The 24,762-nt window shown below is 55.4% G+C and carries 24 protein-coding genes and 1 pseudogene; 12 read left to right on the forward strand and 13 right to left on the reverse strand.

Going from position 1 to position 24,762, the window contains the following annotated elements:
* Position 1 precedes the first annotated feature (1 nt).
* Complete coding sequence (gene gsiD, locus PI91_RS09630) at positions 2-913, forward strand: glutathione ABC transporter permease GsiD (protein ID WP_023292926.1); 912 nt, start codon at positions 2-4, stop codon at positions 911-913.
* A gap of 64 nt (positions 914-977) precedes the next feature.
* Here the strand turns inward: gsiD and rimO are convergent, their stop codons facing one another.
* Entirely contained in the window at positions 978-2,303 is a 1,326-nt protein-coding gene (gene rimO, locus PI91_RS09635; protein WP_008501203.1) for a 30S ribosomal protein S12 methylthiotransferase RimO, read from the reverse strand.
* A 216-nt stretch (positions 2,304-2,519) separates the two neighbouring features.
* Here rimO and bssR point away from each other — a divergent pair, with 216 nt between their 5' ends.
* The gene (bssR, locus tag PI91_RS09640; RefSeq protein WP_021240947.1) at positions 2,520-2,903 is read left to right on the forward strand and encodes a biofilm formation regulator BssR; all 384 of its coding nucleotides are present in this window, start codon (positions 2,520-2,522) and stop codon (positions 2,901-2,903) included.
* A gap of 106 nt (positions 2,904-3,009) precedes the next feature.
* Complete coding sequence (locus PI91_RS09645) at positions 3,010-4,128, forward strand: PQQ-dependent sugar dehydrogenase (protein WP_039266041.1); 1,119 nt, start codon at positions 3,010-3,012, stop codon at positions 4,126-4,128.
* Here the strand turns inward: PI91_RS09645 and PI91_RS09650 are convergent, their stop codons facing one another.
* On the reverse strand, positions 4,129-4,755 hold the full coding sequence (locus tag PI91_RS09650; protein WP_008501206.1) for a glutathione S-transferase family protein: 627 nt from the start codon (positions 4,753-4,755) through the stop codon (positions 4,129-4,131).
* Between the two features lie 241 nt (positions 4,756-4,996).
* On the opposite strand from PI91_RS09650, the gene dacC reads away from it, so the two are divergent.
* Positions 4,997-6,202: a serine-type D-Ala-D-Ala carboxypeptidase gene (gene dacC, locus PI91_RS09655; protein WP_008501207.1), complete on the forward strand. Its 1,206-nt coding sequence runs from the start codon at positions 4,997-4,999 to the stop codon at positions 6,200-6,202.
* An 86-nt stretch (positions 6,203-6,288) separates the two neighbouring features.
* Here the strand turns inward: dacC and deoR are convergent, their stop codons facing one another.
* From deoR to PI91_RS09670, 3 genes are all read right to left on the reverse strand, one after another.
* Complete coding sequence (gene deoR, locus PI91_RS09660) at positions 6,289-7,047, reverse strand: DNA-binding transcriptional repressor DeoR (protein WP_023292922.1); 759 nt, start codon at positions 7,045-7,047, stop codon at positions 6,289-6,291.
* 67 nt (positions 7,048-7,114) lie between these two features.
* The gene (ybjG, locus tag PI91_RS09665; protein WP_021240944.1) at positions 7,115-7,723 is read right to left on the reverse strand and encodes an undecaprenyl-diphosphate phosphatase; all 609 of its coding nucleotides are present in this window, start codon (positions 7,721-7,723) and stop codon (positions 7,115-7,117) included.
* Positions 7,724-7,730: 7 nt separating this feature from the next.
* Positions 7,731-8,459, reverse strand: a complete 729-nt coding sequence (locus PI91_RS09670) for a phosphatase PAP2 family protein (RefSeq protein WP_023326979.1) — start codon at positions 8,457-8,459, stop codon at positions 7,731-7,733.
* 168 nt (positions 8,460-8,627) lie between these two features.
* On the opposite strand from PI91_RS09670, the gene PI91_RS09675 reads away from it, so the two are divergent.
* Positions 8,628-9,860, forward strand: a complete 1,233-nt coding sequence (locus PI91_RS09675) for an MFS transporter (protein ID WP_021240942.1) — start codon at positions 8,628-8,630, stop codon at positions 9,858-9,860.
* A 58-nt stretch (positions 9,861-9,918) separates the two neighbouring features.
* Here PI91_RS09675 and PI91_RS09680 read toward each other — a convergent pair whose 3' ends face one another.
* Entirely contained in the window at positions 9,919-10,731 is an 813-nt protein-coding gene (locus PI91_RS09680; protein ID WP_021240941.1) for a Cof-type HAD-IIB family hydrolase, read from the reverse strand.
* On the reverse strand, positions 10,721-11,935 hold the full coding sequence (locus tag PI91_RS09685) for an MFS transporter (RefSeq protein ID WP_039266042.1): 1,215 nt from the start codon (positions 11,933-11,935) through the stop codon (positions 10,721-10,723). Before PI91_RS09685 ends, PI91_RS09680 begins: the two co-directional genes overlap by 11 nt.
* Before the next feature lie 81 nt (positions 11,936-12,016).
* Between PI91_RS09685 and PI91_RS09690 the strand changes: the two genes are divergently transcribed.
* Complete coding sequence (locus PI91_RS09690; RefSeq protein WP_039266044.1) at positions 12,017-12,580, forward strand: TetR/AcrR family transcriptional regulator; 564 nt, start codon at positions 12,017-12,019, stop codon at positions 12,578-12,580.
* Between the two features lie 164 nt (positions 12,581-12,744).
* Positions 12,745-14,202 carry a GGDEF domain-containing protein gene (locus tag PI91_RS09695; RefSeq protein ID WP_232764396.1) on the forward strand — a complete coding sequence of 486 codons (1,458 nt, stop codon included), beginning with the start codon at positions 12,745-12,747 and terminating at the stop codon, positions 14,200-14,202.
* 69 nt (positions 14,203-14,271) lie between these two features.
* On the opposite strand, the gene arsC is transcribed toward PI91_RS09695, so the two are convergent.
* Genes arsC through PI91_RS09710 form a run of 3 tightly spaced genes read right to left on the reverse strand, consistent with a single transcriptional unit; the run spans position 14,272 to position 16,366 of the window.
* Positions 14,272-14,703: a glutaredoxin-dependent arsenate reductase gene (gene arsC, locus PI91_RS09700; protein WP_023326983.1), complete on the reverse strand. Its 432-nt coding sequence runs from the start codon at positions 14,701-14,703 to the stop codon at positions 14,272-14,274.
* Positions 14,704-14,715: 12 nt separating this feature from the next.
* Complete coding sequence (locus tag PI91_RS09705; protein ID WP_039266046.1) at positions 14,716-16,005, reverse strand: arsenic transporter; 1,290 nt, start codon at positions 16,003-16,005, stop codon at positions 14,716-14,718.
* 40 nt (positions 16,006-16,045) lie between these two features.
* On the reverse strand, positions 16,046-16,366 hold the full coding sequence (locus PI91_RS09710; protein WP_008503437.1) for a metalloregulator ArsR/SmtB family transcription factor: 321 nt from the start codon (positions 16,364-16,366) through the stop codon (positions 16,046-16,048).
* A gap of 741 nt (positions 16,367-17,107) precedes the next feature.
* Between PI91_RS09710 and PI91_RS09715 the strand changes: the two genes are divergently transcribed.
* Positions 17,108-18,847, forward strand: a complete 1,740-nt coding sequence (locus PI91_RS09715) for a DUF262 domain-containing protein (protein WP_071580345.1) — start codon at positions 17,108-17,110, stop codon at positions 18,845-18,847.
* Positions 18,848-19,025: 178 nt separating this feature from the next.
* Positions 19,026-19,239 (forward strand): annotated as a pseudogene (locus tag PI91_RS26405) (phage late control D family protein); the annotation flags it as partial.
* Here the strand turns inward: PI91_RS26405 and PI91_RS26410 are convergent.
* Together PI91_RS26410 and PI91_RS09730 are read right to left on the reverse strand one after the other, a co-directional pair.
* The gene (locus PI91_RS26410) at positions 19,239-19,847 is read right to left on the reverse strand and encodes a GIY-YIG nuclease family protein (RefSeq protein WP_063615847.1); all 609 of its coding nucleotides are present in this window, start codon (positions 19,845-19,847) and stop codon (positions 19,239-19,241) included. The pseudogene PI91_RS26405 and the gene PI91_RS26410 sit on opposite strands and share 1 nt — an antisense overlap.
* Before the next feature lie 335 nt (positions 19,848-20,182).
* Positions 20,183-21,868 carry an aspartate:alanine antiporter gene (locus tag PI91_RS09730; protein ID WP_008503440.1) on the reverse strand — a complete coding sequence of 562 codons (1,686 nt, stop codon included), beginning with the start codon at positions 21,866-21,868 and terminating at the stop codon, positions 20,183-20,185.
* A gap of 279 nt (positions 21,869-22,147) precedes the next feature.
* Here PI91_RS09730 and PI91_RS09735 point away from each other — a divergent pair, with 279 nt between their 5' ends.
* A complete protein-coding gene (locus PI91_RS09735; protein ID WP_023326986.1) occupies positions 22,148-22,516 on the forward strand; it encodes an inner membrane protein YbjM in 369 nt (122 codons plus the stop codon).
* Positions 22,517-22,551: 35 nt separating this feature from the next.
* On the opposite strand, the gene PI91_RS09740 is transcribed toward PI91_RS09735, so the two are convergent.
* Complete coding sequence (locus PI91_RS09740) at positions 22,552-22,821, reverse strand: GrxA family glutaredoxin (RefSeq protein WP_006809455.1); 270 nt, start codon at positions 22,819-22,821, stop codon at positions 22,552-22,554.
* A gap of 185 nt (positions 22,822-23,006) precedes the next feature.
* Between PI91_RS09740 and nfsA the strand changes: the two genes are divergently transcribed.
* Together nfsA and rimK are read left to right on the forward strand one after the other, a co-directional pair.
* Positions 23,007-23,729, forward strand: a complete 723-nt coding sequence (nfsA, locus tag PI91_RS09745; protein ID WP_008503442.1) for a nitroreductase NfsA — start codon at positions 23,007-23,009, stop codon at positions 23,727-23,729.
* A 69-nt stretch (positions 23,730-23,798) separates the two neighbouring features.
* Positions 23,799-24,701, forward strand: coding sequence for a 30S ribosomal protein S6--L-glutamate ligase (rimK, locus tag PI91_RS09750; protein ID WP_021240931.1), 903 nt, complete (start codon positions 23,799-23,801; stop codon positions 24,699-24,701).
* The last annotated feature ends 61 nt before the right edge of the window (positions 24,702-24,762 follow it).

Genomic DNA, 24,762 nt, shown 5'->3' on the forward strand with positions numbered 1-24,762 from the left:
GATGCGATTATTGAACTGGCGGCGTCAGGCCGTATTAAACGCCATGCCGGGGCTAAAACCGGACCACATCCGCACCCCGTGGTCTGAATTCTGGCGGCGCTTTCGCCGTCAGCCGGTCGCGATGACCGCGGGGCTGTTCGTGCTGCTGCTGATCGTGGTGGCGATCGTGGCGCCGTGGGTGGCGCCGTTTGATGCGGAAAACTATTTTGACTACGACCGCCTGAACGACGGGCCCTCAATGCTCCACTGGTTCGGCGTGGACTCTCTCGGGCGGGATATCTTTAGCCGGGTGCTGGTGGGGGCGCAGATCTCGCTCGCCGCCGGGGTGTTTGCGGTGCTGATCGGCGCGACCATTGGGATCGTGCTGGGGCTGGTCGCCGGCTATTACGAAGGCTGGTGGGACCGCATCATCATGCGCATCTGCGACGTGCTGTTTGCCTTCCCCGGCATTCTGCTGGCGATTGCCGTGGTGGCGATCATGGGCAGCGGCATGGCCAACGTCATCATTGCGGTCGCGGTGTTTTCGATTCCGGCCTTTGCCCGCCTGGTGCGCGGCAACACGCTGGTGCTGAAACAGCAGACCTTTATCGAGTCGGCCCGCAGTATGGGGGCCAGCGACGCCACCATTCTCTTCAGCCATATTCTGCCGGGGACGGTGTCGTCTATCGTGGTCTACTTCACCATGCGTATCGGCGTGTCGATAATCTCGGCGGCCAGCCTGTCGTTTCTGGGGCTGGGGGCACAGCCTCCGACACCGGAGTGGGGCGCGATGCTGAACGAGGCGAGGGCCGATATGGTGATTGCGCCACACGTGGCGATCTTCCCGAGTCTGGCGATTTTCCTGACCGTGCTGGCGTTTAACCTGCTGGGGGATGGGCTGCGAGACGCGCTGGATCCGAGGATAAAGGGGTAGTGCAGTGAAATGTGCCGGGTGGCGGCTTCGCCTTACCCGGCCTACAAAAGCGGAGTGGGGGGAATTAAACCCGGCTACCCCACAGGTCATACTCGTCCGCGTTTTCAACCTTCACGCGAATAATATCACCCGGCTTAACGTTGGTTTCGCCATTCAGGTACACCGCACCGTCGATTTCAGGGGCGTCCGCCATGCTGCGGCCAATCGCGCCTTCTTCGTCCACTTCGTCGATGATAACCATGATCTCGCGGCCCACTTTCTCCTGCAGACGCTCGGCAGAAATCTGCTGCTGAAGCTGCATGAAGCGGTTCCAGCGCTCCTCTTTCACCTCTTCCGGCACCTGATCCGCCAGCTCGTTAGCGGTTGCGCCTTCCACCGGGCTGTACTTGAAGCAGCCGACGCGGTCCAGGCGCGCTTCCTTCAGGAAGTCGAGCAGCATCTGGAAGTCTTCTTCGGTTTCACCCGGGAAGCCGACGATGAAGGTGGAGCGCAGGGTCAGGTCCGGGCAGATCTCACGCCACTGTTTGATGCGCGCCAGCTGACGGTCAACGGAGCCAGGACGTTTCATCAGCTTCAGGATACGCGGGCTCGCGTGCTGCAGCGGGATGTCCAGGTACGGCAGAATCTTGCCTTCCGCCATCAGTGGGATCACGTCGTCAACGTGCGGGTACGGGTAAACGTAGTGCAGACGCGTCCAGATACCGAGTTTGGATAGCTGCTCGCACAGGCCGACCATGCTGGTTTTCACCGGCTCGCCGTTGTGGAAGCCGGAGCGGTGCTTAACGTCCACGCCATAAGCTGAGGTGTCCTGGGAGATGACCAGCAGTTCCTTCACGCCCGCATCGGCCAGACGTTTGGCTTCCGCCAGCACTTCGCCGATTGGACGGCTCACCAGATCGCCACGCATGGACGGGATGATGCAGAAGGTGCAGCGGTGGTTGCAGCCTTCGGAAATTTTCAGGTACGCGTAGTGGCGCGGCGTCAGCTTCACGCCCTGTTCCGGCACCAGGCTCAGGAACGGGTTGTGCTTGGGTTTTGGCACGTAGTGATGAACATGTTGCAGCACCTGCTCGTAGCTGTGCGGGCCGGTAATCTCCAGCACCTTCGGGTGCACTTCGCGGATCTGGTCTTCTTTCGCGCCCAGACAGCCGGTCACGATCACTTTGCCGTTTTCGGTCAGCGCTTCACCGATGGCTTCCAGTGACTCCTGGACCGCGCTGTCGATAAACCCGCAGGTGTTAACGATCACCATATCGGCGTTGTCGTAGCTTGGCACCACGTCATAGCCCTCGGTGCGCAGTTCGGTCAGGATGCGTTCTGAATCCACCAGGTTTTTCGGGCAGCCCAGGGAGACGAAGCCGATTTTCGGCTGGTGCGTAACATTGCTCATAGGTTAAAAATTCATCAATTATGGAGTTATCAGGGCGGGATTTTACAGCGTATCGCGGGGGATTTATACACTCTTTGCAAGGTGGATGCGCCGGGCAGAGGTTGTAACATTGTAAATAATGTTAATCAGTTAATAAAAATTGATCCCAGGCATTAAACTGTACAAAAAATGTACTTATCCTGACTAGGCACAATGGCTGACAGAGGAGGAAAGAGCATGACCGTTGACAGACTAAAACGCGATCTGCTGAACAAGCTGATCAACGCCCGAATCGACCTGGCCGCGTACCTGCAGTTGAGGAAGGCAAAAGGGTATATGTCAGTCAGCGAAAGCGAACATCTGCGTGATAACCTGTTTGAACTTTGCAATTTCATGCGTGAAAAAGCACCGGCCCTGCAGGCGAACTACGGCGAAAGTGAAGAAGTCGCGCTGCGCCGCGCCGCCGAGGTGCTCTCCATTGCAGGGGTGTGTCTGATGAACGGACGCCACGACTGCCCGAATTTTATCGCCGTAAACGCGGAGAAGCTTGAAAACTGCCTGACAACGCTCTCTCTATGCATCATGTGCCTGAACGAGCACAAACAGCTCGAACAGCACTGATCCCGGGGGAGGCAACTCCCCCTTCTGATTAAGCTTTTGTAAAAGTGGTAACGCGCCCGGACACAGTGGCTAATCTTTATGCCATATGCCGATAAAGGAGCGCATTATGCCTCGATCCTCGCTGATTTCCCTGCCTGCGTTATTCATTCCGTTTTCACTTCTTGCTGCGCCAGAGGCGGTGAAGGTCGAGGTGCTGCAAAACAGACTCGATCACCCCTGGTCCCTGGCATTCCTGCCGGATAATAACGGGCTGCTGGTGACCCTGAAGGGCGGCCAACTCAAACGCTGGCAGGCCGGAAAAGGGCTCTCCGATCCGATTGTCGGCGTACCGAAAGTCTGGGCAAACGGCCAGGGAGGATTGCTGGATGTGGTGCTGGCGCCGGATTTTGAAACGTCGCGCCGCGTCTGGCTGAGCTACGCCGAGGCCGGGCATGACGGCAAAGCCGGAACGGCGGTGGGCTTTGGCCGCCTGAGCGACGACTATTCCCGCATCGAGGGATTCCAGGTGGCGTTCCGCCAGATGCCGAAACTCTCAACCGGTAACCATTTCGGCGGACGGCTGGTGTTCGACGGCAGAGGCTCCCTCTTTATCGGACTCGGCGAGAATAACCAGCGTCCCACGGCGCAGGATCTGGATAAATTGCAGGGCAAAGTGGTGCGCCTCACCGAAGACGGAAAAGTCCCGCCGGATAACCCCTTTGTGAATACCCCCGGTGCGCGACCTGAAATCTGGTCTTACGGCATCCGCAACCCGCAGGGGATGGCGATGAACCCCTGGAGCGACACGCTGTGGCTGAACGAGCACGGCCCGCGCGGCGGGGATGAGATCAATATCCCGGAGAAGGGTAAGAACTACGGCTGGCCGCTGGCAACGCACGGCATTAACTACAGCGGTCTGAAAATCCCGGAAGCCAAAGGCGAGCACGTTGAGGGCACCGAGAAGCCGCTGTTCGTCTGGAAAGTCTCACCCGCGGTAAGCGGCATGGCGTTCTACAACAGCGACGTCTTCCCGCAGTGGAAAAACAAGCTGTTTATCGGCGCGCTGAAGGAGAAGGACGTGATCGTGCTGAGCGTGGAGGGTAACAAGGTGACAAAGGACGGGCGCATTCTGGGCGACCGGGATCAGCGTATTCGCGATGTGCGGGTGGGGCCGGATGGGTATCTGTATGTCCTGACCGACGAGACGGACGGGCAGCTGTTGAAAGTCAGCCCGTCCGGCGCGTAATCAGGTTACCGGGATCATCACGACGTTACGGTACGCCGGACGATCGCTCAGCTGTTTAAGCCAGCGCTCCAGGTGCGGGCGCGGCGTCCACTTCAGGCCCATGTTGGTCAGGTTCCAGACGAACGGCGCCACGGCGATATCGCCGGTGCCGAACGTCTCGCCGGAGAACCAGGCGTGCTTCGCCAGCTCGTCATCCATCATCGCAAACAGATTTTCGCAGGCATCCTGCGCGGCGTGAATCGCGGGATAATCGCGTTCCGCTTCCGGCGTGCGGATAAGCCCCATCAGGATCACGCGGTGGGTTGGGGACAGCGTCTGGTTCGCCCAGTCCATCCACTTTTCGCCCTGGGCGCGGCGGGCCGGGTTTTCTACCCACAGGCGGCCCTGACCGTACTGGGCGGCGAGGTAACGCACAATCGTGTTGGACTCCCAAAGCGTCGCGTCCGTTTCATCATCGCGCAGCAGCGGCACCAGGCCATTCGGGTTCATGGCCAGATAGTCGGCCTCCTTGTTCACGCCGAACGCCATGCCTGCCATGATTTGATTGAACGGTAAATCCAGCTCTTCCAGCGTCCAGAGCACTTTCTTAACGTTGGTCGAATTATTCCTGCCCCACAGCGTAATCATATTTACTCCCGATGAGATGTGAATCCGAATCAGCTTTTCGCCATGGTGAGATAAACCTAACAATTACGCAACAGAAGACAAAAAAATCGCCTTAATCAAAGCGTATCTGAATGTTATTGCATAAACTTTAATAACTTTACCCTCGTTGGGTTTCTTTAACGGTTTTAGTGCGCTATTACTCATCGCTTCTTGCGACACGGTGATGTGACGTAATTTTTGAATGGACACTCGGGTGGCATTTATGACGCGTAAAATGACTTCTCTGCGCAGCCTGGCGGCAGGCTCTGCGCTTCTTTTCCTGTTTGCACCAACGCTCTACGCAGCTGAACAGGCTGCGCCCGAAGCGCCGCCTGTGGATGCGCGCGCCTGGATCCTGATGGACTACGCCAGCGGTAAAGTGCTGGCGGAAGGGAATGCGGATGAGAAACTCGATCCGGCAAGCCTGACCAAAATCATGACCAGCTATGTGGTAGGCCAGGCGCTGAAAGCGGGCAAGATCAAGCTGGACGATATGGTGACCATCGGGAAAGACGCCTGGGCGACCGGCAACCCGGCCCTGCGCGGATCTTCCGTGATGTTCCTGAAGCCAGGGGATCAGGTCTCCGTTTCCGATCTGAATAAAGGGGTGATTATTCAGTCAGGAAATGATGCGTGCATCGCGCTGGCCGACTACGTTGCCGGCAGCCAGGATTCTTTCATTGGCTTGATGAATGGTTACGCGCAGAAGCTGGGCTTAACCAACACCACGTTCAAAACGGTTCACGGCCTGGATGCGCCGGGCCAGTTCAGCACCGCGCGCGACATGGCGCTGCTGGGGAAAGCGCTGATCCACGACGTGCCGGATGAATACGCCATCCACAAAGAGAAAGAGTTTACCTTCAACAAAATTCGCCAGCCGAACCGCAACCGCCTGCTGTGGAGCAGCAACGTCAACGTGGACGGGATGAAAACCGGCACCACGGCGGGTGCAGGCTATAACCTGGTGGCCTCCGCGACCCAGGGCGACATGCGCCTGATTTCGGTAGTGCTGGGCACCAAAACCGACCGCATTCGCTTTAACGAATCAGAAAAACTGCTGACCTGGGGCTTCCGCTTTTATGAAACCGTGACGCCGATTAAACCGGATGCCACGTTCGTCAGCCAGCGCGTCTGGTTTGGTGACAAGAGCGAGGTGAACCTGGGCGCGGGTGAGGCGGGCTCGGTAACCATTCCGCGCGGCCAGCTGAAAAACCTGAAGGCCAGCTACACTCTGACCGACCCGCAGCTCACCGCCCCGCTGAAAAAAGGCCAGGTGGTTGGGACGATTGATTTCCAGCTTAACGGTAAGTCGATTGAACAGCGTCCGCTGATTGTGATGGAAGCAGTGGAAGAGGGCGGCTTCTTCAGCCGGATGTGGGATTTCGTGATGATGAAATTCCACGGGTGGTTCGGCAGCTGGTTTAGCTAAGTTTTTGCCGGGTGGCGCTGCGCTTACCCGGCCTACGTTCGAGCCGTTGTAGGCCGGGTAAGGCGAAGCCGCCACCCGGCATAACCTCAATACATCAACTTCACCTGCTGCGCTTTCGCGTGGGCCACAATCTCGTCGTCCGGGCGGCAATCGCTGACGATGGCATCGAACTGCGCCAGCTCGCCCATTCTTGCCGGACGCACCTTACCAAACTTACTGTGATCGACCACCAGCACATGGTACTGCGCGGCGCTCAACGCCCAGTGCTTGACCGGTAATTCTTCCAGATTAAAGCAGGTTGCCCCCTGACGCACATTGACGCCCGCGGCGGAATAAAACGCGATGTCCGGGCAGAGGTTGCTGAGCGTGTCCTGCAGGTTGAGCGGCTTAAAGATCGCGTTGCTGGCGTGAAACTCACCGCCGCAGAGGATCACCCGGCACTCGGGTTTCTCCTGAAGCGCCAGAAAGGTGTTCAGGGAATAACAGACGGCGGTAAACGGAATGCTGCTGTCGATGGCTTCGATAATCCACGGCGTGGTGGTACCGCAGTCAAAAAACAGCGTCTGGTGCGGCTGTACCAGGGAAGCCGCAAGCCGCGCGGCTTTGCGTTTCTCTTCCACCAGGCGCGTCTTCTGGTCGCTGATCAGATAATGGCTGGCGCTACGCGGCTCAAGCACAATGTATCCGCCCAGCAGCACGACGGGTGCGCTCTCGCTGTTCAGATCCCGACGAATGGTCATCTCCGAGACGCCGAGGAGGTTGGCGGCTTCCTTAAGATGCAGCTTATCGCTGCGCTTCAGCGCCTGTAGCAGCTGAGCAATGCGGTCATCGCGACGTGTTTCCATAGTTCCTCGGCATAAAAAAATGAACCCCCGCAGGGCGGGGGTTCAAGTGTAACCTGTCAGGTCGGGGTTAGTCACGTATCCAGCCTTTGCGGATCGGGATGGCGAAAATGGCGCGATAGAGTGAAGAAAGCGCACGGTAGAGCGCTTCCCCGATGAGGCTCCACAGGATAGCCGCGCTCACGCAGCCAATCAGCCCCACCAGGAAGCCACCCACCATATCCAGCGGCCAGTGGACGCCCAGATACACGCGAGACCAGGCGATGGCCACAGCGACCACCATCAGCACCGCACCCGACCACAGGCGATGCCAGAACAGGAAGGCCAGTGCGAAGGTGAAGATCACCGTACCGTGATCGCTCGGGAAAGAGTCATCCGGCGCATGGTGCAGGAAGGTATAGCCGACGTGATCGACAAACGGACGATCGTGCGGGAACGCATGGCCCAGAATGTAACTCGCCAGGACGCTTACGCCGAGAGCCATCGCCACTTTGATTACAAGCTTGCGCTGCGCTTTCACCTGGCTACGAGGTCCCCACAGCCAGAGGATGGCTGCCAGCGCGGGCACGATACTGATCAGATCTTTTGCCAGAAAGGTGGCGAAGTCGATCATCCACTCGGGCGAGGCCGGGGTGGCGTTGATCAGATAAAACAGCTGATAATTCAGATTCTCTAGCATAGCGTTATCACTCTTTAGCAAACCGGGTGGAAACCAGCCCGTAGACTGCCACCTGGGAAAACCAGACCCACCACCCGGCCCACAGGTTGTGAGAGAAAAAATGCGCCCCGCGCATGACCTGACCGAAGCCCATCGCCAGACCCAGCAAAATGCCGAGAACGACAAAGCTCCAGGCCAGACGCGGCCGCTCGCGCCAGAAGGCAAAAAACAGTCCCATCACCATAAAGCCGCTGGAAGAATGGCCGCCGGGGAAGCAGCGCCCCGGGCCGCTGTCCGCCGGGACGGCGCTGAACAGGGGATAGGACATCGCCTTACCGCCATATTCCACCAGGTCCCACGGGCAGCTGTGATGGCTCATGCTTTTCAGCACGCCCACGACCAGCGCGCCAAGCCCCATCAGCAGCGCCGCCGTAACCAGCCTCGCGTTACGCTTGTACGCGCCGTAAAACAGCGCCACGGCGCCTAAAGCGATGGCAATGTACTTCGCCAGACGATGGTTGAGCAGATCCAGCAGGTGGTCTTTCTGCAGCGGGAAGCTCTGCGTCGCCGCGTCATACCAGAAGCCGGTGATCCATCTGTCGAGCGCTTCATTGCGCGATAGCCACGTAAACACCACGGCAAGGACTATCAGTATGAAAAGCTGATAACCATAAAAGCGGGCCGGCAAGCGGTAAAGGCGTTTTGTCTTATTTGTCTGTAACTTAGACAATTCTGAACGGCTGGAGGTGAGTGACATAATTTGGGGTCGTTGACGAGTAATGGGGCTATCATAAATCTGTCAAATTAAGGAAACCTTAAACGAAGACGATATGTGCTTTATTTCTGTTTATCCTCGATAAATCACTATCTCGGGCTGCGGCATTTCATTACACTCGTCGCGATTTTGTCATTATAAAGAGATTGCATGTTAAACCGTTCTTCTTCAGGTTCACGTCTGGGTCGTCAGGCGTTGCTTTTCCCCCTGTGTCTGGTGCTCTACGAATTTTCTACCTATATCGGCAACGATATGATCCAGCCCGGTATGCTGGCCGTGGTGGCGCAGTACAACGCCGGAATTGAGTGGGTACCGACCTCCATGACCGCCTATCTGGCCGGCGGCATGTTTTTGCAGTGGCTGTTAGGCCCACTGTCGGATCGTATTGGCCGTCGCCCGGTGATGCTGACGGGCGTGGTGTGGTTCATCGTCACCTGCCTTGCCACGCTGCTGGCGCAAAATATTGAACAATTTACTCTGCTGCGTTTCCTGCAGGGGGTGAGCCTGTGCTTTATCGGCGCCGTGGGGTATGCGGCCATTCAGGAGTCGTTTGAAGAGGCGGTGTGTATCAAAATCACCGCGCTGATGGCGAACGTGGCGCTGATCGCTCCCTTACTCGGGCCGCTGGTGGGCGCCGCATGGGTGCATATGGCCCCCTGGGAAGGGATGTTTGTGCTGTTTGCGGTTCTCGCCGCCATCGCGTTCTTTGGCCTGCACCGTGCGATGCCGGAAACCGCCACCCGCATCGGCGAGAAACTTTCGCTGAAAGAGCTGGGTCGGGATTACAAAGAGGTGCTGAAAAACGGCCGCTTTGTAGCGGGCGCGCTGGCGACCGGGTTTGTTAGCCTGCCGCTGCTGGCGTGGATTGCCCAGTCTCCGGTCATTATCATCAGCGGCGAAAAGCTCAGCAGCTACGAGTACGGCCTGCTGCAGGTGCCGATCTTTGGTGCGCTGATTATCGGTAACCTGGTGCTGGCTCGTCTGACGTCACGCCGCACCGTGCGTTCGCTGATTATCATGGGCGGCTGGCCGATTGCGGCAGGGCTGATTCTGGCGGCGGTGGCAACCGTCGCGTCATCTCACGCTTATTTGTGGATGACGGCGGGGCTGAGTATCTACGCCTTCGGGATTGGCGTGGCGAACGCCGGGCTGGTGCGCCTGACGCTGTTTGCCAGCGAGATGAGTAAGGGCACGGTCTCCGCGGCGATGGGGATGCTACAGATGCTGATTTTTACCGTCGGTATCGAGGTGAGCAAGCATGCCTACGCGATGGGCGGTAACGGGCTGTTCAGCCTGTTTAACCTCGCCAATGGCGTGCTGTGGGTTGGCCTGATGGTGGTATTCCTGAAAGACAAGCGCGTCGGAAACGCTCTGCAACCTTAATTCTTATGCCCTCTCCCTGTGGGAGAGGGCTAGGGTGAGGGCACCAGACCGCACGCGGTCAATTAAACGGTGCCTCCCCATTCAACACCTTCTCAATCACATCCAGCACGCCTTCCTCGTTATTGTGCGGCGCTTCAAAGCGCGCCGCCGCTTTGATATGCGGTCTGGCATTCGCCATCGCAAAGCTGAACCCGGACTGGCGCAGCATCTCCACGTCGTTGCCGCTGTCGCCGAAGGCCACCACGTCGCTGTTCTCTATGCCCCAGCGCTGTTGCAGGATCCGCAGGCCGTTGGCTTTATGCACGCCGGGGATAATGAGGTCGATACTGCCGTGACCGGTGGTGACGGGCACCATGATGTCGCTGAGCTTTTCATGCAGCAGCGCCTGAATACGCGGAATTTCATCATCGGACACGTTGAGTCCGAATTTGAAGAAAATATCGTTCAGGTTGTCGAAATCGCTGACCATTTCCAGACGGTGATAGTACTTCGCCGCGATGGCCTTAAAGCCCTCGTCATAGCACTTGAGAGTGTAGGCGCTGCTCTTTCCGCAGGCGATAATCTCAATGCCCGGCACGTCGTTTAAGACGCTTGCGACGGTCTCGAAATGGGCTTTCGACAGTTCACCGTTAAAGACGTCTTCACCTTCGCTCACGACCCAGCCGCCGTTTTCGGCGACGAATGAAATTTCATGCGCAATCTCCGGGAAAAAGGAGATGAGCTGGTAGTACTGGTTGCCGCTGGCGACCACGAAACGAATGCCTTGCGCCTTCATGCGCGCGTACTGCGCCAGAAAGCGCGGGCGATTGTAGGTCTTGGCATCGCTCAGGAATGTGCCATCCATGTCGACGGCGATCAGTTTAACGCTCATATCCCTTCTCCAGTGTCGTTTGATTCGTTTCCGGCTTTGCCACCGCGCGCGCCACCAGCGCCGCGATGATGACCAACCCTAACACCACCAGCATGGCGCTGCGCAGCCCGTAGTGCTCCCCGAGGAAGCCGAGCAGCGGCGGCCCGACCAGGAAGGCGAGATAGCCCGTGGTTGCCACCACGCTGACGCGCGTCGGGGCATCCGGGCCGGTATCGCTGGCGGCAGAGATGGTCAGCGGGAAGCCGAGGGATGCACCCAGCCCCCAGAGGATCACCGAGACGCCGGCAATCCAGTCCACGTCCACAAAGATGATCATCGCGATACCCAGCCCGCCGAGCAGGGCGCTGGCGCGCACTACCGCCACGCGGCTGTAGCGGTCGATAAACCAGCCGCCGGTGAAGCGCCCGACGGTCATCCCCAGCGTAAACCCGGCGTAAATCAGCGAGCCGGAGGTCGGGCTAAAGCCGTGACCGTCCACCATCAGCAGGGGCAGCCAGTCGTTGGCGGACCCCTCCGCGAACGCCATCGCCAGCACCACCACGCCGATCAGCATCAGCTGGAAATCGCGGTAGAAGGGCAGCCCTTTTTCGGCAGAATGCTGTTCGTCCGCGGAGTTTTTACCGGTGCCGTCCGGGATGGCCCGGATGCCGGTCAGAATGGGAATGATGCACACCAGCGCCGCCAGCAGAATATGCAGATTCGCGCTCACGCCAGTGGCCGTCAGCGCCATCCCCACGCCCGCACCGGCCAGCGTGCCGAGGCTATAGAAGCCGTGCATCATTGGCAGCACGGTTTTGTTCATCTCGCGCTCGACCGCTGCCCCTTCCACATTTATCGCCACTTCCGCCGAGCCGAAGCTGCCGCCAAACACCGTCAACCCCAGCGCAAACAGCACCGGTGAGGCAAACCACAGCGCCGCGCTCAGCACCATCATCCCGAACACCGCGAAGCACATGGTGGTGCGGATCACCGCCCGCGTACCGAAGCGCTTCACCAGCCATGCGGAGCAGAGAATGCCGCTCATGGAGCCTATCGACAGGCCGAACAGCACGATGCCCATTTCTGCGGTAGAGACGGACAAAATGTCGCGAATGGCGGGGGTGCGCGTGGCCCAGGAGGCCATCAGCAGACCGGGAATGAAGAAGAACATAAACAGCGCCCACATGCGGAGCTGCAGGGCTTTGCGGGGAGAGGTCAGCGTCATTGGGGTAGCACCAGAAGTACAACAATAGCGACAACACTAGCAAGTTTGTGTACATTTGTACACAAACCAGGTGAGGAATTGATGAGCAGACCACCCAACGATCCGCATCGCCGGGAGAAGATCCTGCAGGCGACGCTCGACACCATTGCTGAACACGGTATTCACGCCGTCACGCACCGTAAAATCGCCACCTGCGCGGGCGTGCCGCTGGGGTCGATGACCTACTATTTCGACGGCATGGAGCCGCTGCTGGAGGAGGCCTTCACGTGGTTTACCCGCCAGATGTCGCAGCAGTACCGGGATTTCTTCGCGGGCGTCACCGGGCCGGAAATGGCGTGCGAATCCATCACCACCCTGATCCACAGTTCGCAGGTGACCACGCCGCACAACATGGCGCAGATGTATCAGCTTTACGCCTTTATGCACCGCAGTGCGGCGCTGAAAACGGTGATGCAGGACTGGATGAAGATGAGCCAGACCACGCTGGAGCAGTGGTTCGACCCGGTCACCACCCGCGCGCTGGACGCGTTTATCGAAGGGATGACGCTGCACTATGTCACCGACCGGGCGCCGTTAAGCCGGGAGGAGATTCGGGCGATGGTGGGGAGGATTGCGGGTATTACACCGTTAAATAAAGAAAATTAGTTCATATTTTTCAATGTATTACGATTTTTCTCCATATTGACAATCCGGTCCTAACACGTGACTATCCACCGCGGTGGTTATTTACTGTTCAGTGGTTGAGGTTGGCGTTGGGTGAAAAAGTAAGTACCTGGTTCGTGCAGGTCAGTCTGGCAAAAAAGAGAGCGTTGTTAGTACTGTTGATTTTGGTTCAGGCAAGTCTGCTGATTGGGCATCTGCTCTACCAGCGCGGCTATGTGGAGGATAACGCTGCACGTATCCTTCGCAATACGGCCATACTCCAGTCCCAGCAGTTTGATACCAGCCTTAACGCGATGCGCTACCAGATGCGCTTTATCGGAAATGCCTTTCTGCTCAACCATACGGTCACGCCTGAAAACGCGCAGCCATTCCTGCAAGGGGAGCTCAAGCGCGCCTGGCTGGATGGCGTTGTCGTCTTTGATGAAGACGGTGATTTTCTCAGCAGCCGCGCGCTATTTCCTTTTGAGCGCGCTCTGGACGCCTCTACGCTTGCGCAGGCCAGCTTTCGGCAGCACCCTCTGTTTACCGATTTTCGCCGGGATGAAGTTACCGAAAGTTTGTTTTACTGGCAGAGCAACGGCACGGATAAAAACATGTTGGGCTTCGTGATGTTCCGTGCAGTGCGCGACGCACATGGTCGCTTTCTTGGTGGTGCGTTGGGTTTCTTCAATGGTAACACCATGAACGATATGTTTCGCAAAATGGAAGCGCAGGGCTTCGATTTAGGTCAGGGTGGGGCGATGGCGGTCCTTGATCGTGACAATGCGGTGCAGCTTGCCCGTATGGGGGCGAATGACGGTTCGCAATTGAACACCTCCGACCCGCGCCTCGCGAAGCTGCTGGAATACGCAAGCGATACCGCACAGGTCCAACGATATACCTCTCCGATTGATGGCGTTGAACGTATGGGAGTATTTCTTAACCTCAACGAACGCAAATGGGTGCTGGCCGTCGGGCTGGCCAGAAAAGACGTGCTGCACGGCTGGTATTATCAGGCTCTGTGGACGGCGCTGGCGATTCTGGTTATCTCCATTACGCAGTGGTTTCTGATGCATTACATCCACGTCAACGCCCTGCAGCGGGCGCGTTTCCAGCAGGAGGCGCGGCTCGATCCGCTCACCGGGCTGGCAAACCGTCGCCAGTTTGATGAGTGGTCTTTGCGGGCCTGCAATCTTGCCCGTCGGCATCAGCAACCCCTGTGCCTGATGAGCATGGATCTGGATTTCTTCAAGCGTATTAACGACACCTGGGGCCATGACGGCGGCGATGCGGTGCTGAAGCATATTGGCAACGCGCTTCCGGCACTGGTGAGAGGAAGCGACATTGTCGCCCGCTTCGGCGGGGAAGAGTTTGTCGTGGCAATGCCGCAGACCTCTATGGAGACGGCCGCTGAGATCGCCGAGCGCGTACGGATGAGCCTTGCCAGCCAGAACGTCGACTTCAATGGGCAGACGATCCGCTTCACCGCCAGCATGGGGCTCGTATGCATGACGCCGGATGAACTGGAGATTGAACATGGCGTGCAGTCAGCCCTGGCGCGAGCCGATCGTGAGCTTTATCGTGCAAAACGTGAGGGGCGCAACCGGGTCTGCGTGGCGAGCTAGCGGGCGGTTGTTTTCTCCAGGCGTTCAGGGCCCGCCGGGCGCTGGCCCTGTCGTCCACCTGACGATGGATTATTTTTTCAGGATATTCTTCCCGCTGGCGTCCACCACCGCTTCGCCATCTTCTTTCGTAAACGCCCCTTTCTGCGCGTCCGGCAGAATGTCGAGGACGACTTCAGACGGGCGGCACAGGCGGGTGCCCAGCGGCGTCACCACGATCGGACGGTTAATCAGGATCGGGTGTTGCAGCATAAAATCGATAAGCTGGTCGTCGGTGAAGCTGTCTTCGGCCAGGCCGAGCCGTTCATAGGGCTCTACGTTTTTACGCAGCAAATCGCGCACCGAAATGCCCATATCGGCAATCAGGGCGGTCAGCGTATCGCGCGACGGCGGGGTTTCCAGATAGAGAATAATCTCTGGCTCCGCGCCGCTGTTGCGGATCATCTCCAGCGTGTTGCGCGAGGTGCCGCAGGCGGGGTTGTGGTAAATGGTGATGTGGCTCATATCAGTGGCTCATTACAGTGTGAAGGAGAGACGTAGCGCCAGGGCGGCGAGCGTCACAAACAGGACCGGCAGCGTCATGATGATGCCCGTCCGGAAATAGCCGCCCCAGGTAATCGTCATGTTTTTCTGCGCCAGCACGTGAAGCCAGAGCAGGGTGGCGAGACTACCAATAGGCGTGATTTTTGGCCCCAGATCGCAGCCAATCACGTTGGCGTAAATCATCGCGTCCTTTATCAATCCTGTTGCCGTGCTGCCGTCAATGGAGAGCGCGCCAATCAGCACCGTGGGCATATTGTTCATTATGGATGACAGAAACGCGGTGATGAACCCGGTTCCCAGCGTGGTGGCCCACAGTCCGTGTCCGGCCAGGCTATTCAGCACGCCGGTGAGATAATCCGTCAGCCCGGCATTGCGCAGGCCATACACCACCAGATACATCCCCAGCGAGAAGATGACGATCTGCCACGGCGCGCCGCGCAGCACTTTTCCGGTATTTATCGCATGTCCGCGTTTTGCGACAGCGAATAAAATCAGCGCGCCGACGGTCGCAATGGCGCTGACCGGAATGCCGAGAGGTTCAAGCACGAAGAAACCGACGAGCAGAAGGAGGAGGACGATCCAGCCCGTTCTGAACGTCGGGAGGTCGTGAATGGCCCGCGCAGGCTCCTGGAGTTTCGCCAGGTCATATTCTGGAGGAATTTCCTTGCGAAAGAACAGGTGCAGCATCACCAGCGTTGCGGCAATCGCGGCGATATCCACCGGGATCATCACCGAAGCGTACTCGCTGAACCCCAGCGCGAAGAAGTCTGCCGAGACGATGTTGACCAGGTTGGAGACAATCAGCGGCAGGCTGGCGGTATCGGCGATAAAACCTGCCGCCATCACAAACGCCAGCGTGGCCTGTTTGCTGAACCCCAGCGCCAGCAGCATGGCGATGACGATAGGCGTGAGGATCAGCGCCGCGCCGTCATTAGCAAACAGCGCTGCGACGGCTGCGCCCAGCAGGATAATCCAGGTAAACAGCAATCGCCCTCGACCTTTCCCCCAGCGAGCGACGTGCAGCGCTGCCCACTCGAAAAAGCCGGACTCATCCAGCAGCAGACTAATAATGATAACGGCGATAAACGTTGCCGTGGCGTTCCAGACGATATTCCAGACTACCGGAATATCGTTAATGTGAATTACGCCGCTGGCCAGCGCCAGCACGGCGCCAATAGTCGCGCTCCAGCCGATACTCAGTCCTTTGGGCTGCCAGATGACCAGCACCAGCGTAAACAGAAAAATTGCCCCTGCCAGAAACATCGCTTACTCCGTTATATCTGTTTTTGTGAATGTGTTTTGATTAGCACGAACCCGGAAGCCGGTTTTTCAGCTTCATACGCGTCTCTTCCCGCAGGCAGTTCCAGCTGGTGTCGATAACGGCTGCCGCCCATGCAGGCATGTTGGGAGAGAGACGGTAATGGACCCACTTACCCTCGCGACGGTCGATCACCAGCCCGGACTCGCGCAGCAGCGCCATATGGCGGGAAACCTTCGGCTGAGATTCGGCGGTGGCGGCGCAGAGATCGCAGACGCACAGCTCGCCCGCTTCGCGGAGCAGCATGACGATGGCGAGCCGCGTTTCGTCGGAGAGGGTTTTGAAGAGGTGGAGTGGGTGGAGCATGGGGGTTCCTGCAGGTGTGATTTTATATGTGTTTAATCATATATGTTTTGATTGCAAGATAGAAGCGGAAGTAGATCTGATGCTGAATGATGGAAGTTCGCCGTTTGGAGCCGGGTTGCGTATAACCTAGAAAACTAGCGTCTGGAAAAGTATGAAATTTGGTGTCAGTGGTGCAGGGAGATGGCATAGCTATTAATCGTTGTGTTAGCTGAGTAGAAAACTATTTAATTTTTAAAAACATATGGTTAACTTTGCATATGAACAGTAGCATTGGTAGGGAATTGTGAACGATTTGTTTATGGAGTTACTTACTTTGTAGTGGATAGAACTTATGGCCCAGCTGGTCTCTAGTTCAGATTGTATCGATGACGAGAAGGAAATTGCGCTTTTGTGGATGTGAGATCTGACTAGGGACCTTATTACTAAGCTGAATAAATATGGAGTAAGGCACGATGAGTGTGCGCATCAGTGACTTTGCTCCATGGGAAACTCTCTTCCATATGGCATCCCGCGGTTTAAGAAAGCAGTGCATGTCTGTGGTGCGTAGATTAACATGATCCAAAAAGGATCTCGATTGGTTGCGACCGTCAGGACTGGCGCTCTTTCCGGCCCATTATAAACCTGCATGAAAACCACAACATGAAGCGGCCAAGTGTGGAGGGGGACGAGCGAGCGTTCACGCTTTACACTTCATTAGATTGATGTAATGTATCCTCACATATTCAGAGCGATAGGTGCAAAATGGAACTACATGCTTATACACGAACTATTTCAGAATTATTGTCCGTAAACAGAAAATATGTTGTCCCAAGATTTCAGAGAGAATATTCATGGGCTCGGGAGCAAATAAATGAGCTCTGGTATGACGTTATATCTAATATAAAGCCTAATACTAAGAACGCATACGTTAATAATGAATATTTTATAGGTTCGCTAGTTCTTGTTGGCGATGAAACTGGTCGGGAGATGCAAATAGTCGACGGTCAACAAAGATTGACGACCTTAACAATATTCTTATCAGTTTTATGTGAGTGTTTCATAAGTATTGATCAGCGTGGGTTGGCGGAAGCATTATTTGAGAATTACATCGAAGGTAGAGATGATGAAGGGAGGAAATTTTTTAAGTTAATTAATGAAACACCAAAGCCTTTCTTTCAGAAAAATATTCAACATATCGATAAAGCAGAGGAACAGCCTCAATCACAAGAAGAAAGGAATCTTTTAGCTGCCTATAAAGAAATATCAAGTCTTGCGTCAAGGGAAAGGCTGGGTAGATACTTTTCCACCGATCTAACTAACGATGAAAGCTATGCAGTTATTTTGAAGTGTGTTCGTGATCAAATCTTAAGATATTTAAAGATTATTTTTATTACAGTAAATGAGGAAGATGAGGCGTATACTATATTTGAAACGCTTAATGCTCGAGGTATGAATTTAAGTTTTGTTGATTTGATTAAGAATAAATTGTTTAAAGCTTTGACTGATGAACATCCAAATGATGATGCAAAAGATAATTGGAAATCGATTCGTACTATTCTAACAGATAGGAATGGTGTGGGTACCATTGAAAGTTTTATGAGGCATTGGTGGGTTTCTAAATATGCATATGTCAGCAATGAGAATCTATATAAATCATTTATAACAAAGTGGCGAAAAGGAGATATAGACCCAGCTGCATTTATTCAAGAGCTAAAAGATGATGCAAGATTATATGTATTAATATCCTCACCGCTTGATAGCGATTTTCCGCAGCAGGAAGATAAACCTCTTTATCAGTCACTAAACGCATTACGACTTTTTAGTGTTACTCAGTGCAAGCCTTTTTTATTGGCATTAATGAAAGCGAAACGTGCGGGTAAACTCAGGCAACGTGATTTGCTTAGAGCTTTGCATACAATTGAAAACTTCCATTTTGTTTTTAATGCTGTTTGCTCTTTACGCCCATCAGGGATCGAAGGTGCTTATTCGAAGGCTGCGAGAGCAATAAATGCTCCCCAATCGACGAAAGTCACAAATGGTGAGGTTATTGAGCAATTATGCACACTACTAAGTAATCGTAAGCCAGAGTTGACAGTCTTCACTGAAAACTTCAGAGATCTGACATTTACTGATGAAAAAAATAAGCAAAAGAAACTCATTCAATATATTTTGAGTAAGTTTGAAATGTCTCGGCATGCTGGTAATGAATATAGGCCGCATTCAATAACCTTAGAGCATGTTTTGCCCCAGAGTAATGGTGGGGGGAAGGAAATTGGTATGATTGGTAACCTTATCCCGTTATCTAAAGAACTAAATGAGCAAGCTGGCGATAAGCCGTTGGAACGCAAGATTTCTATCTATGAGCAGTCTGAGTTTATCCTTACAGAGGAATTTGTTCATGAGCTACAGACTATTTATGGTGGGGAGTGGAACTCCGATAATATCATAAATAGAACGGATAGACTCGCTGGAGAGGCATATACTAGTCTTTGGAATCACTAAATTACACCCTCTCCAGGTTAACAGGTTTGCTTGGAGAGGGATTAATCAATTGAGTAACTCCTAAATTTAATTACTTCCTCATCGAACCAAATATTATTTGGCTCGATAGTTACTTGTAGTGGATTTAATTCATTTCTTACAAACACATTTTCTCCTTCCCACAACACCCTAGCATTGCATCCGCATAACCACCGAAGGCAAAGATGTGACGATGGTGATGTACGGGCAACGGATGAGTCTGACGCTGACAGAAAACCGGGATTTTGAAGCGGACCAGCTCGTTTTGGAGCTGGACGAAACGGACGTGATGATTGTGCTGCCGCGTCGGGGATTCAACAAACGCTGGGCTGGAAAGGTCAGTAGCTGTTCCCAAAGAGGGATTTACCATAGACTAGATTGAGCACTGAGCTGCTAAACGCCTTTTAAAACACCGTTCATCAGCAATTTCCATCATTCTTGCCTCCGCAGCAGCTTGACTACGCATTTCCGAAAGTTTGGATTTAAAGGTGTGAAGATTACCCTGAATATTTAATGGTAGGGGAGTCGATGCGATCAGCGTGTCTTCAAGTTCCCAGGGCGCTTCGACAGGATGCCAGTGAACTTTGGCATTCTCTTCCATCCAGGCGTCAAGCCACTGCTCGCCAGGGTGAGTAAATGTCATTCTGGATCCTGAACCTACGCGCCGCAGGGGAAAGCCACTTAAACCACTCAATAACACACCCAGCGTGCGCCTGAGTGTTGATCCAGCCGCATTGCCGCTGTAATGCGTTTTGATTCGTTTCCTTAAGTTCGAACGGCTGTTAGGTTTCCCCCTCTGGTCGGGTGAAATACCAACGTATAGCAGCGTGTAGCCGTCTGAGGTAATGCAGCCCTCGGTCGGCACGCCTGGAGGGATTTCCTTAAACCACCAGAAGTAGACACCGTTTACTGCAGGAACTGGTGTTGGCCTGCTCATCACTTCCGTTCTGCTGTAGGTTTTCTCGGGATAAAAATCGAACATGCGGCTTTCCTTGCTGACGTTTTCCCTGATTTTATTCTTTTGCTGTCAGGGAGCGATAGTTTTATGAAGCCTGGAAGGAAAAAGTAAGGAGATAGTGTTTTTTTGTCCGGAGCTGACGCCCAACATCAGAAAGCGTGGCTGTAAGCGATTGATTCTGTGAGTGAGGGAATTTCAGGCAACAAAAAACCCATCAACCTTGAACCAAAACGGCGGGGTTGATGGGCTCCACAAATTGGGGACATCAAAGAAAAGCAGTGGCACTAGTTATGACTACCCCCTGCTAAAAAAGTTCTGCGCGTAACGAAAATATTTTCCGCCACGCGCATTCTTAGGAGTTATCCGAGCCCCGGCCAGATGATGATGATCAGCGTACCCGCCAGCGTGAGCAGTACGTTAGCGATAGCATAGGTGCCCGCATAGCCCAGCGCCGGAATGTTGCTGCGCGCGGTGTCGCTGATGATTTCCATCGCTGGGGCACAGGTACGCGCTCCCATCATCGCCCCGAAGAGCAGGGCGCGGTTCATGCGCAGCACGTAGGCGCCGAACAGGAAGCAGATCACCACCGGCACCAGGCTGACGATTAGTCCGGAAACCAACATCTGCCAGCCAACGGCACCCAGGCTGTGGCCAATGCCGCTGCCCGCGCTTAAGCCCACGCCCGCCATAAAGACCATCAGACCGAACTCTTTCACCATGTTCAGCGCGCCCTGCGGAATGTAGCCGAAGGTAGGGTGGTTCGCTCGCAGGAAGCCCAGCATGATCCCGGCGAACAGCAGCCCGGCGGCGTTACCGATGCCGAAGCTAAAGTTGCTGAACTGGAAGGTGATCATCCCGATCATCAGGCCAACGATAAAGAAGGCGCAGAAGGCCAGCAGGTCGGTGACCTGGCTGTGAATGGAGATAAAACCGATGCGGTCGGCCACGGTTTTTACGCGTCGCGCGTCGCCGCTGACCTGCAGAACGTCGCCTTTGTTGAGCACCACGTTGTCGTCGATTGGCATCTCAATCTGGCTGCGGATCACGCGGTTGAGGAAGCAGCCGTGGTCGGTCAGCTTCAGCTGCGCCAGGCGGCGGCCCACGGCGTTATGGTTTTTCACCACGATCTCTTCGGTGACGATGCGCATGTCGAGCAGGTCGCGGTCGAACACCTCTTTGCCGTTACGGAAGCTCGGGTCGAGACGGGCGTGGGCGTCCGGGTAACCCACCAGCGCAATGTCGTCGCCCATCTGCAGCACCGCGTCGCCGTCCGGGTTCGCCAGAATACCGTTGCGGCGGATACGTTCGATGTAGCAGCCCGTCTGGCGGTAAATCCCCAGCTCGCGCAGGTTTTTACCGTCTGCCCATGCCACCAGCTCCGGCCCGACGCGGTAGGCGCGGATCACCGGGAGATAGACTTTACGTTTGGAATCGGTATCGAGACCGCGCTCGCGGGCGATTTGCTGGGCGCTGGTCTGCAGATCCTGATGCTGCAGTTTTGGGAGGTAGCGTGCGCCAACGATCAGGCTCACCAGACCAATCAGATAGGTCAGGGCATAGCCCAGGCTCAGGTGGTCGAGGGCGGTGGAGAGCTGTTCCCCGGCCATCCCGGAGTGGCGCAGGGTATCACCGGCACCCACCAGCACCGGAGTGGAGGTCATCGAGCCTGCCAGCATACCGGCCGTTAGCCCGATATCCCAGCCAAACAGTTTACCCAGCCCTAACGCGATCAGCAGCGCGCTGCCGACCATCACCAGCGCCAGCATCAGATAATTTTTGCCGTCGCGGAAGAAAATGGAAAAAAAGTTAGGTCCCGCTTCCACGCCAACACAAAAAATAAACAGCATAAAACCTAAGTTGAGCGCGTCCGTGTTAATGCTGAAGTGCTGCTGGCCTAATAATAAGGAGACGACTAAAACGCCAATGGAATTACCGAGTTGAACCGAACCCAGGCGCAATTTACCCAGGCAAAGACCCAGCGCCAGTACCACAAATAATAACAGGATGTAATTCCCATTTAACAAGTCTGCGACGTTTATATTCACGGAGGCTAACTTCTTGTTTACCAGTAAGTTGTTGAATGAAAGGACTTTTTGGGCTACTGTTTTTTGGGTCAGGGAAAAGCGTTAACGCTCCCTGTTTCCTGCTTTATTCCCTAAAACATTAGCTGGCGTGTAGTTTAATCGCATTAGCTACTGACAGCTACTGATTATCGCATCACCCTGTGCGTACTTTGGCAAGGATTGCCGCATTGCTTTATCTGACTGGGCGTCTACCCGACGAAAGTGTATTTGATAGAGATAAGTCAGGAGGATAGGTTGAATATGAAACGAAACTGGGCGGGGGTGATCAGCTGCTTTTTGCTGTTCACGGTCGTATGCATGTCGCTTGCTTTTAACGTGAAAGGGGCATTCAGGGCGTCGGGTCATCCGGAGCTCGGGTTGCTCTTTTTTACCCTGCCGGGGGCAGCTGCCAGTTTTCTCTCCCGTAAAGGGGAGGTGGTGAAGCCGCTGCTGGGCGCCATGCTGGCCGCGCCGCTCTGTTTGCTGATGATGCGCTTGCTGTATATCTCTACGCGGAGTTTCTGGCAGGAGCTGGCGTGGTTGATGAGCGCTGTTTTCTGGTGCGCTCTTGGCGCGCTCTGCTACTTATTTGTGCGCAGTCTGTTTCATAACCGACGACACCACAAATAAAAACGCCCTCTCGGTGAGGGCGTCCTTTCATTTCATTACTGGGCAGCAAACAGGCCCAGGTGCTCTTTGGCGTAAGCTTCAAAGTCGGTGCAGCCGCCAATGTGTTTCTGATCGAGGAAGATCTGCGGTACGGTTTCAACCGGCTTACCGACAGTTTTTTCCAGATCGGCTTTGGTGATGCCTTCCGCGTGGATGTCCACATAGCGGAAGTTGAAGTCATCGCGCTCTTCGGTCAGTTTCTCAGCCAGCTCTTTCGCGCGCACACAGTAAGGGCACCCTGGACGACCAAAAATAACTGCAAACATTTCTCTCTCCTCAAAAAAACAAGCCTGACGGCGAATGACACGTATAGTGCCCCATAACCTGTCGTCATTAAAGAAGGTTTCGCCTGTCGTTATAATATCTATGAGCTATGTTTCGCCAATTACACCGCGCATATCATTGCCTATACTGGCTGCCATACGGTTTAAGCAAGACAAAGAGAGACAAGATGACGCCAACCATAGACCTGCTCCTTTCCCATCGTTCCATTCGCCACTTCACCGATGAGCCGATTACCGATGCGCAGCGCGAAGCGATTATTAACAGCGCAAGGGCGACCTCCAGCTCCAGCTTCCTGCAGTGCAGCTCCATTATCCGCATTACCGACCCGGCGATGCGTGAACAGCTGGTGACGCTGACCGGCGGGCAGAAGCATGTGGCTCAGGCAGCCGAGTTCTGGGTATTCTGCGCCGACTTTAACCGCCACCTGCAGATCTGCCCTGAGGCCGAGCTGGGCCTGGCCGAACAGCTGCTGCTGGGCGTGGTGGATACCGCGCTGATGGCGCAAAACGCCTTTACGGCGGCGGAGTCGCTGGGGTTAGGCGGCGTCTACATTGGCGGCCTGCGTAACAACATTCAAAGCGTGACCGACCTGCTGAAGCTGCCAAAACACGTGCTGCCGCTGTTTGGCCTGTGCCTTGGCTGGCCGGCGGACAACCCGGATCTCAAGCCGCGCATTCCTGCGGCGATGCTGGTGCATGAAAACCACTACCAGCCGGTCGATCAGGATGTTCTGAATCACTACGATGAAGAGCTGGCGAATTACTACATGACGCGCGGCAGCAATAACCGCCGCGACACCTGGACTGACCATATTCGCCGCACCATCATTAAAGAAAATCGCCCGTTTATTCTTGATTACCTGCACAAACAGGGCTGGGCGACGCGATAGTCCATTTATCCTGCGCCTGCCTGCGTATATGATACGCAGGCTTTTTCCATGTCTTCAGAGAGGTGCAGGGTGAAAATTGCCATATTGTCCCGGGATGGAACGCTCTATTCATGTAAGCGCCTGCGAGAAGCGGCGGCGAAACGCGGGCATCAGGTTGAAATCCTCGACCCGATGTCCTGCTATATGAACATCGATCCGGCCGCCTCGTCGATTCACTACAAAGGCCGCAAGCTGCCGCACTTTGATGCGGTGATCCCCCGCATCGGCTCCCAGATTACCTACTACGGCACCGCCGCGCTGCGCCAGTTCGAGATGCTGGGCAGCTACCCGCTCAACGAATCCGTCGCCATTTCCCGCGCCCGCGACAAGCTGCGCTCGCTGCAGCTTCTTGCCCGTCAGGGGATCGATCTTCCCGTCACCGGGATTGCCCATTCCCCGGACGACACCAGCGATCTGATCGACATGGTGGGCGGCGCGCCTTTGGTGATCAAGCTGGTGGAAGGCACGCAGGGCATTGGCGTGGTGCTGGCGGAGACCCGTCAGGCGGCGGAGAGCGTGATTGATGCCTTCCGGGGCCTCAATGCCCACATTCTGGTGCAGGAGTATATCGAAGAGGCGAAAGGGCGCGATATTCGCTGTTTTGTGGTGGGTAACGAGGTCGTGGCGGCGATCGAGCGGCAGGCCAAAGAGGGCGATTTCCGCTCTAATCTTCACCGCGGCGGCATTGCCAGAATCGCCGATATCAGCGATCGCGAACGGGAAATTGCCGTGAAAGCGGCGCAAACCCTGGGGCTGGACGTGGCGGGTGTAGATCTTCTGCGCGCGACGCGCGGGCCGCTGGTCATGGAGGTGAACGCCTCGCCGGGGCTGGAAGGTGTGGAAAAAACCACAGGGGTCGATATTGCGGGTAAAATGATCTTATGGATCGAGCGTCATGCGACGCCGGGCTACTGTCTGAAAACGGGTGGTTAAATGGATTACCGCGCGCTTTTTAAGTACCCTATGCGAAGTTTTTATTAAAGAGGCTGCATCG

This window comes from Enterobacter sp. FB (genome assembly GCF_000805795.1).
GTDB lineage: Bacteria > Pseudomonadota > Gammaproteobacteria > Enterobacterales > Enterobacteriaceae > Enterobacter > Enterobacter roggenkampii.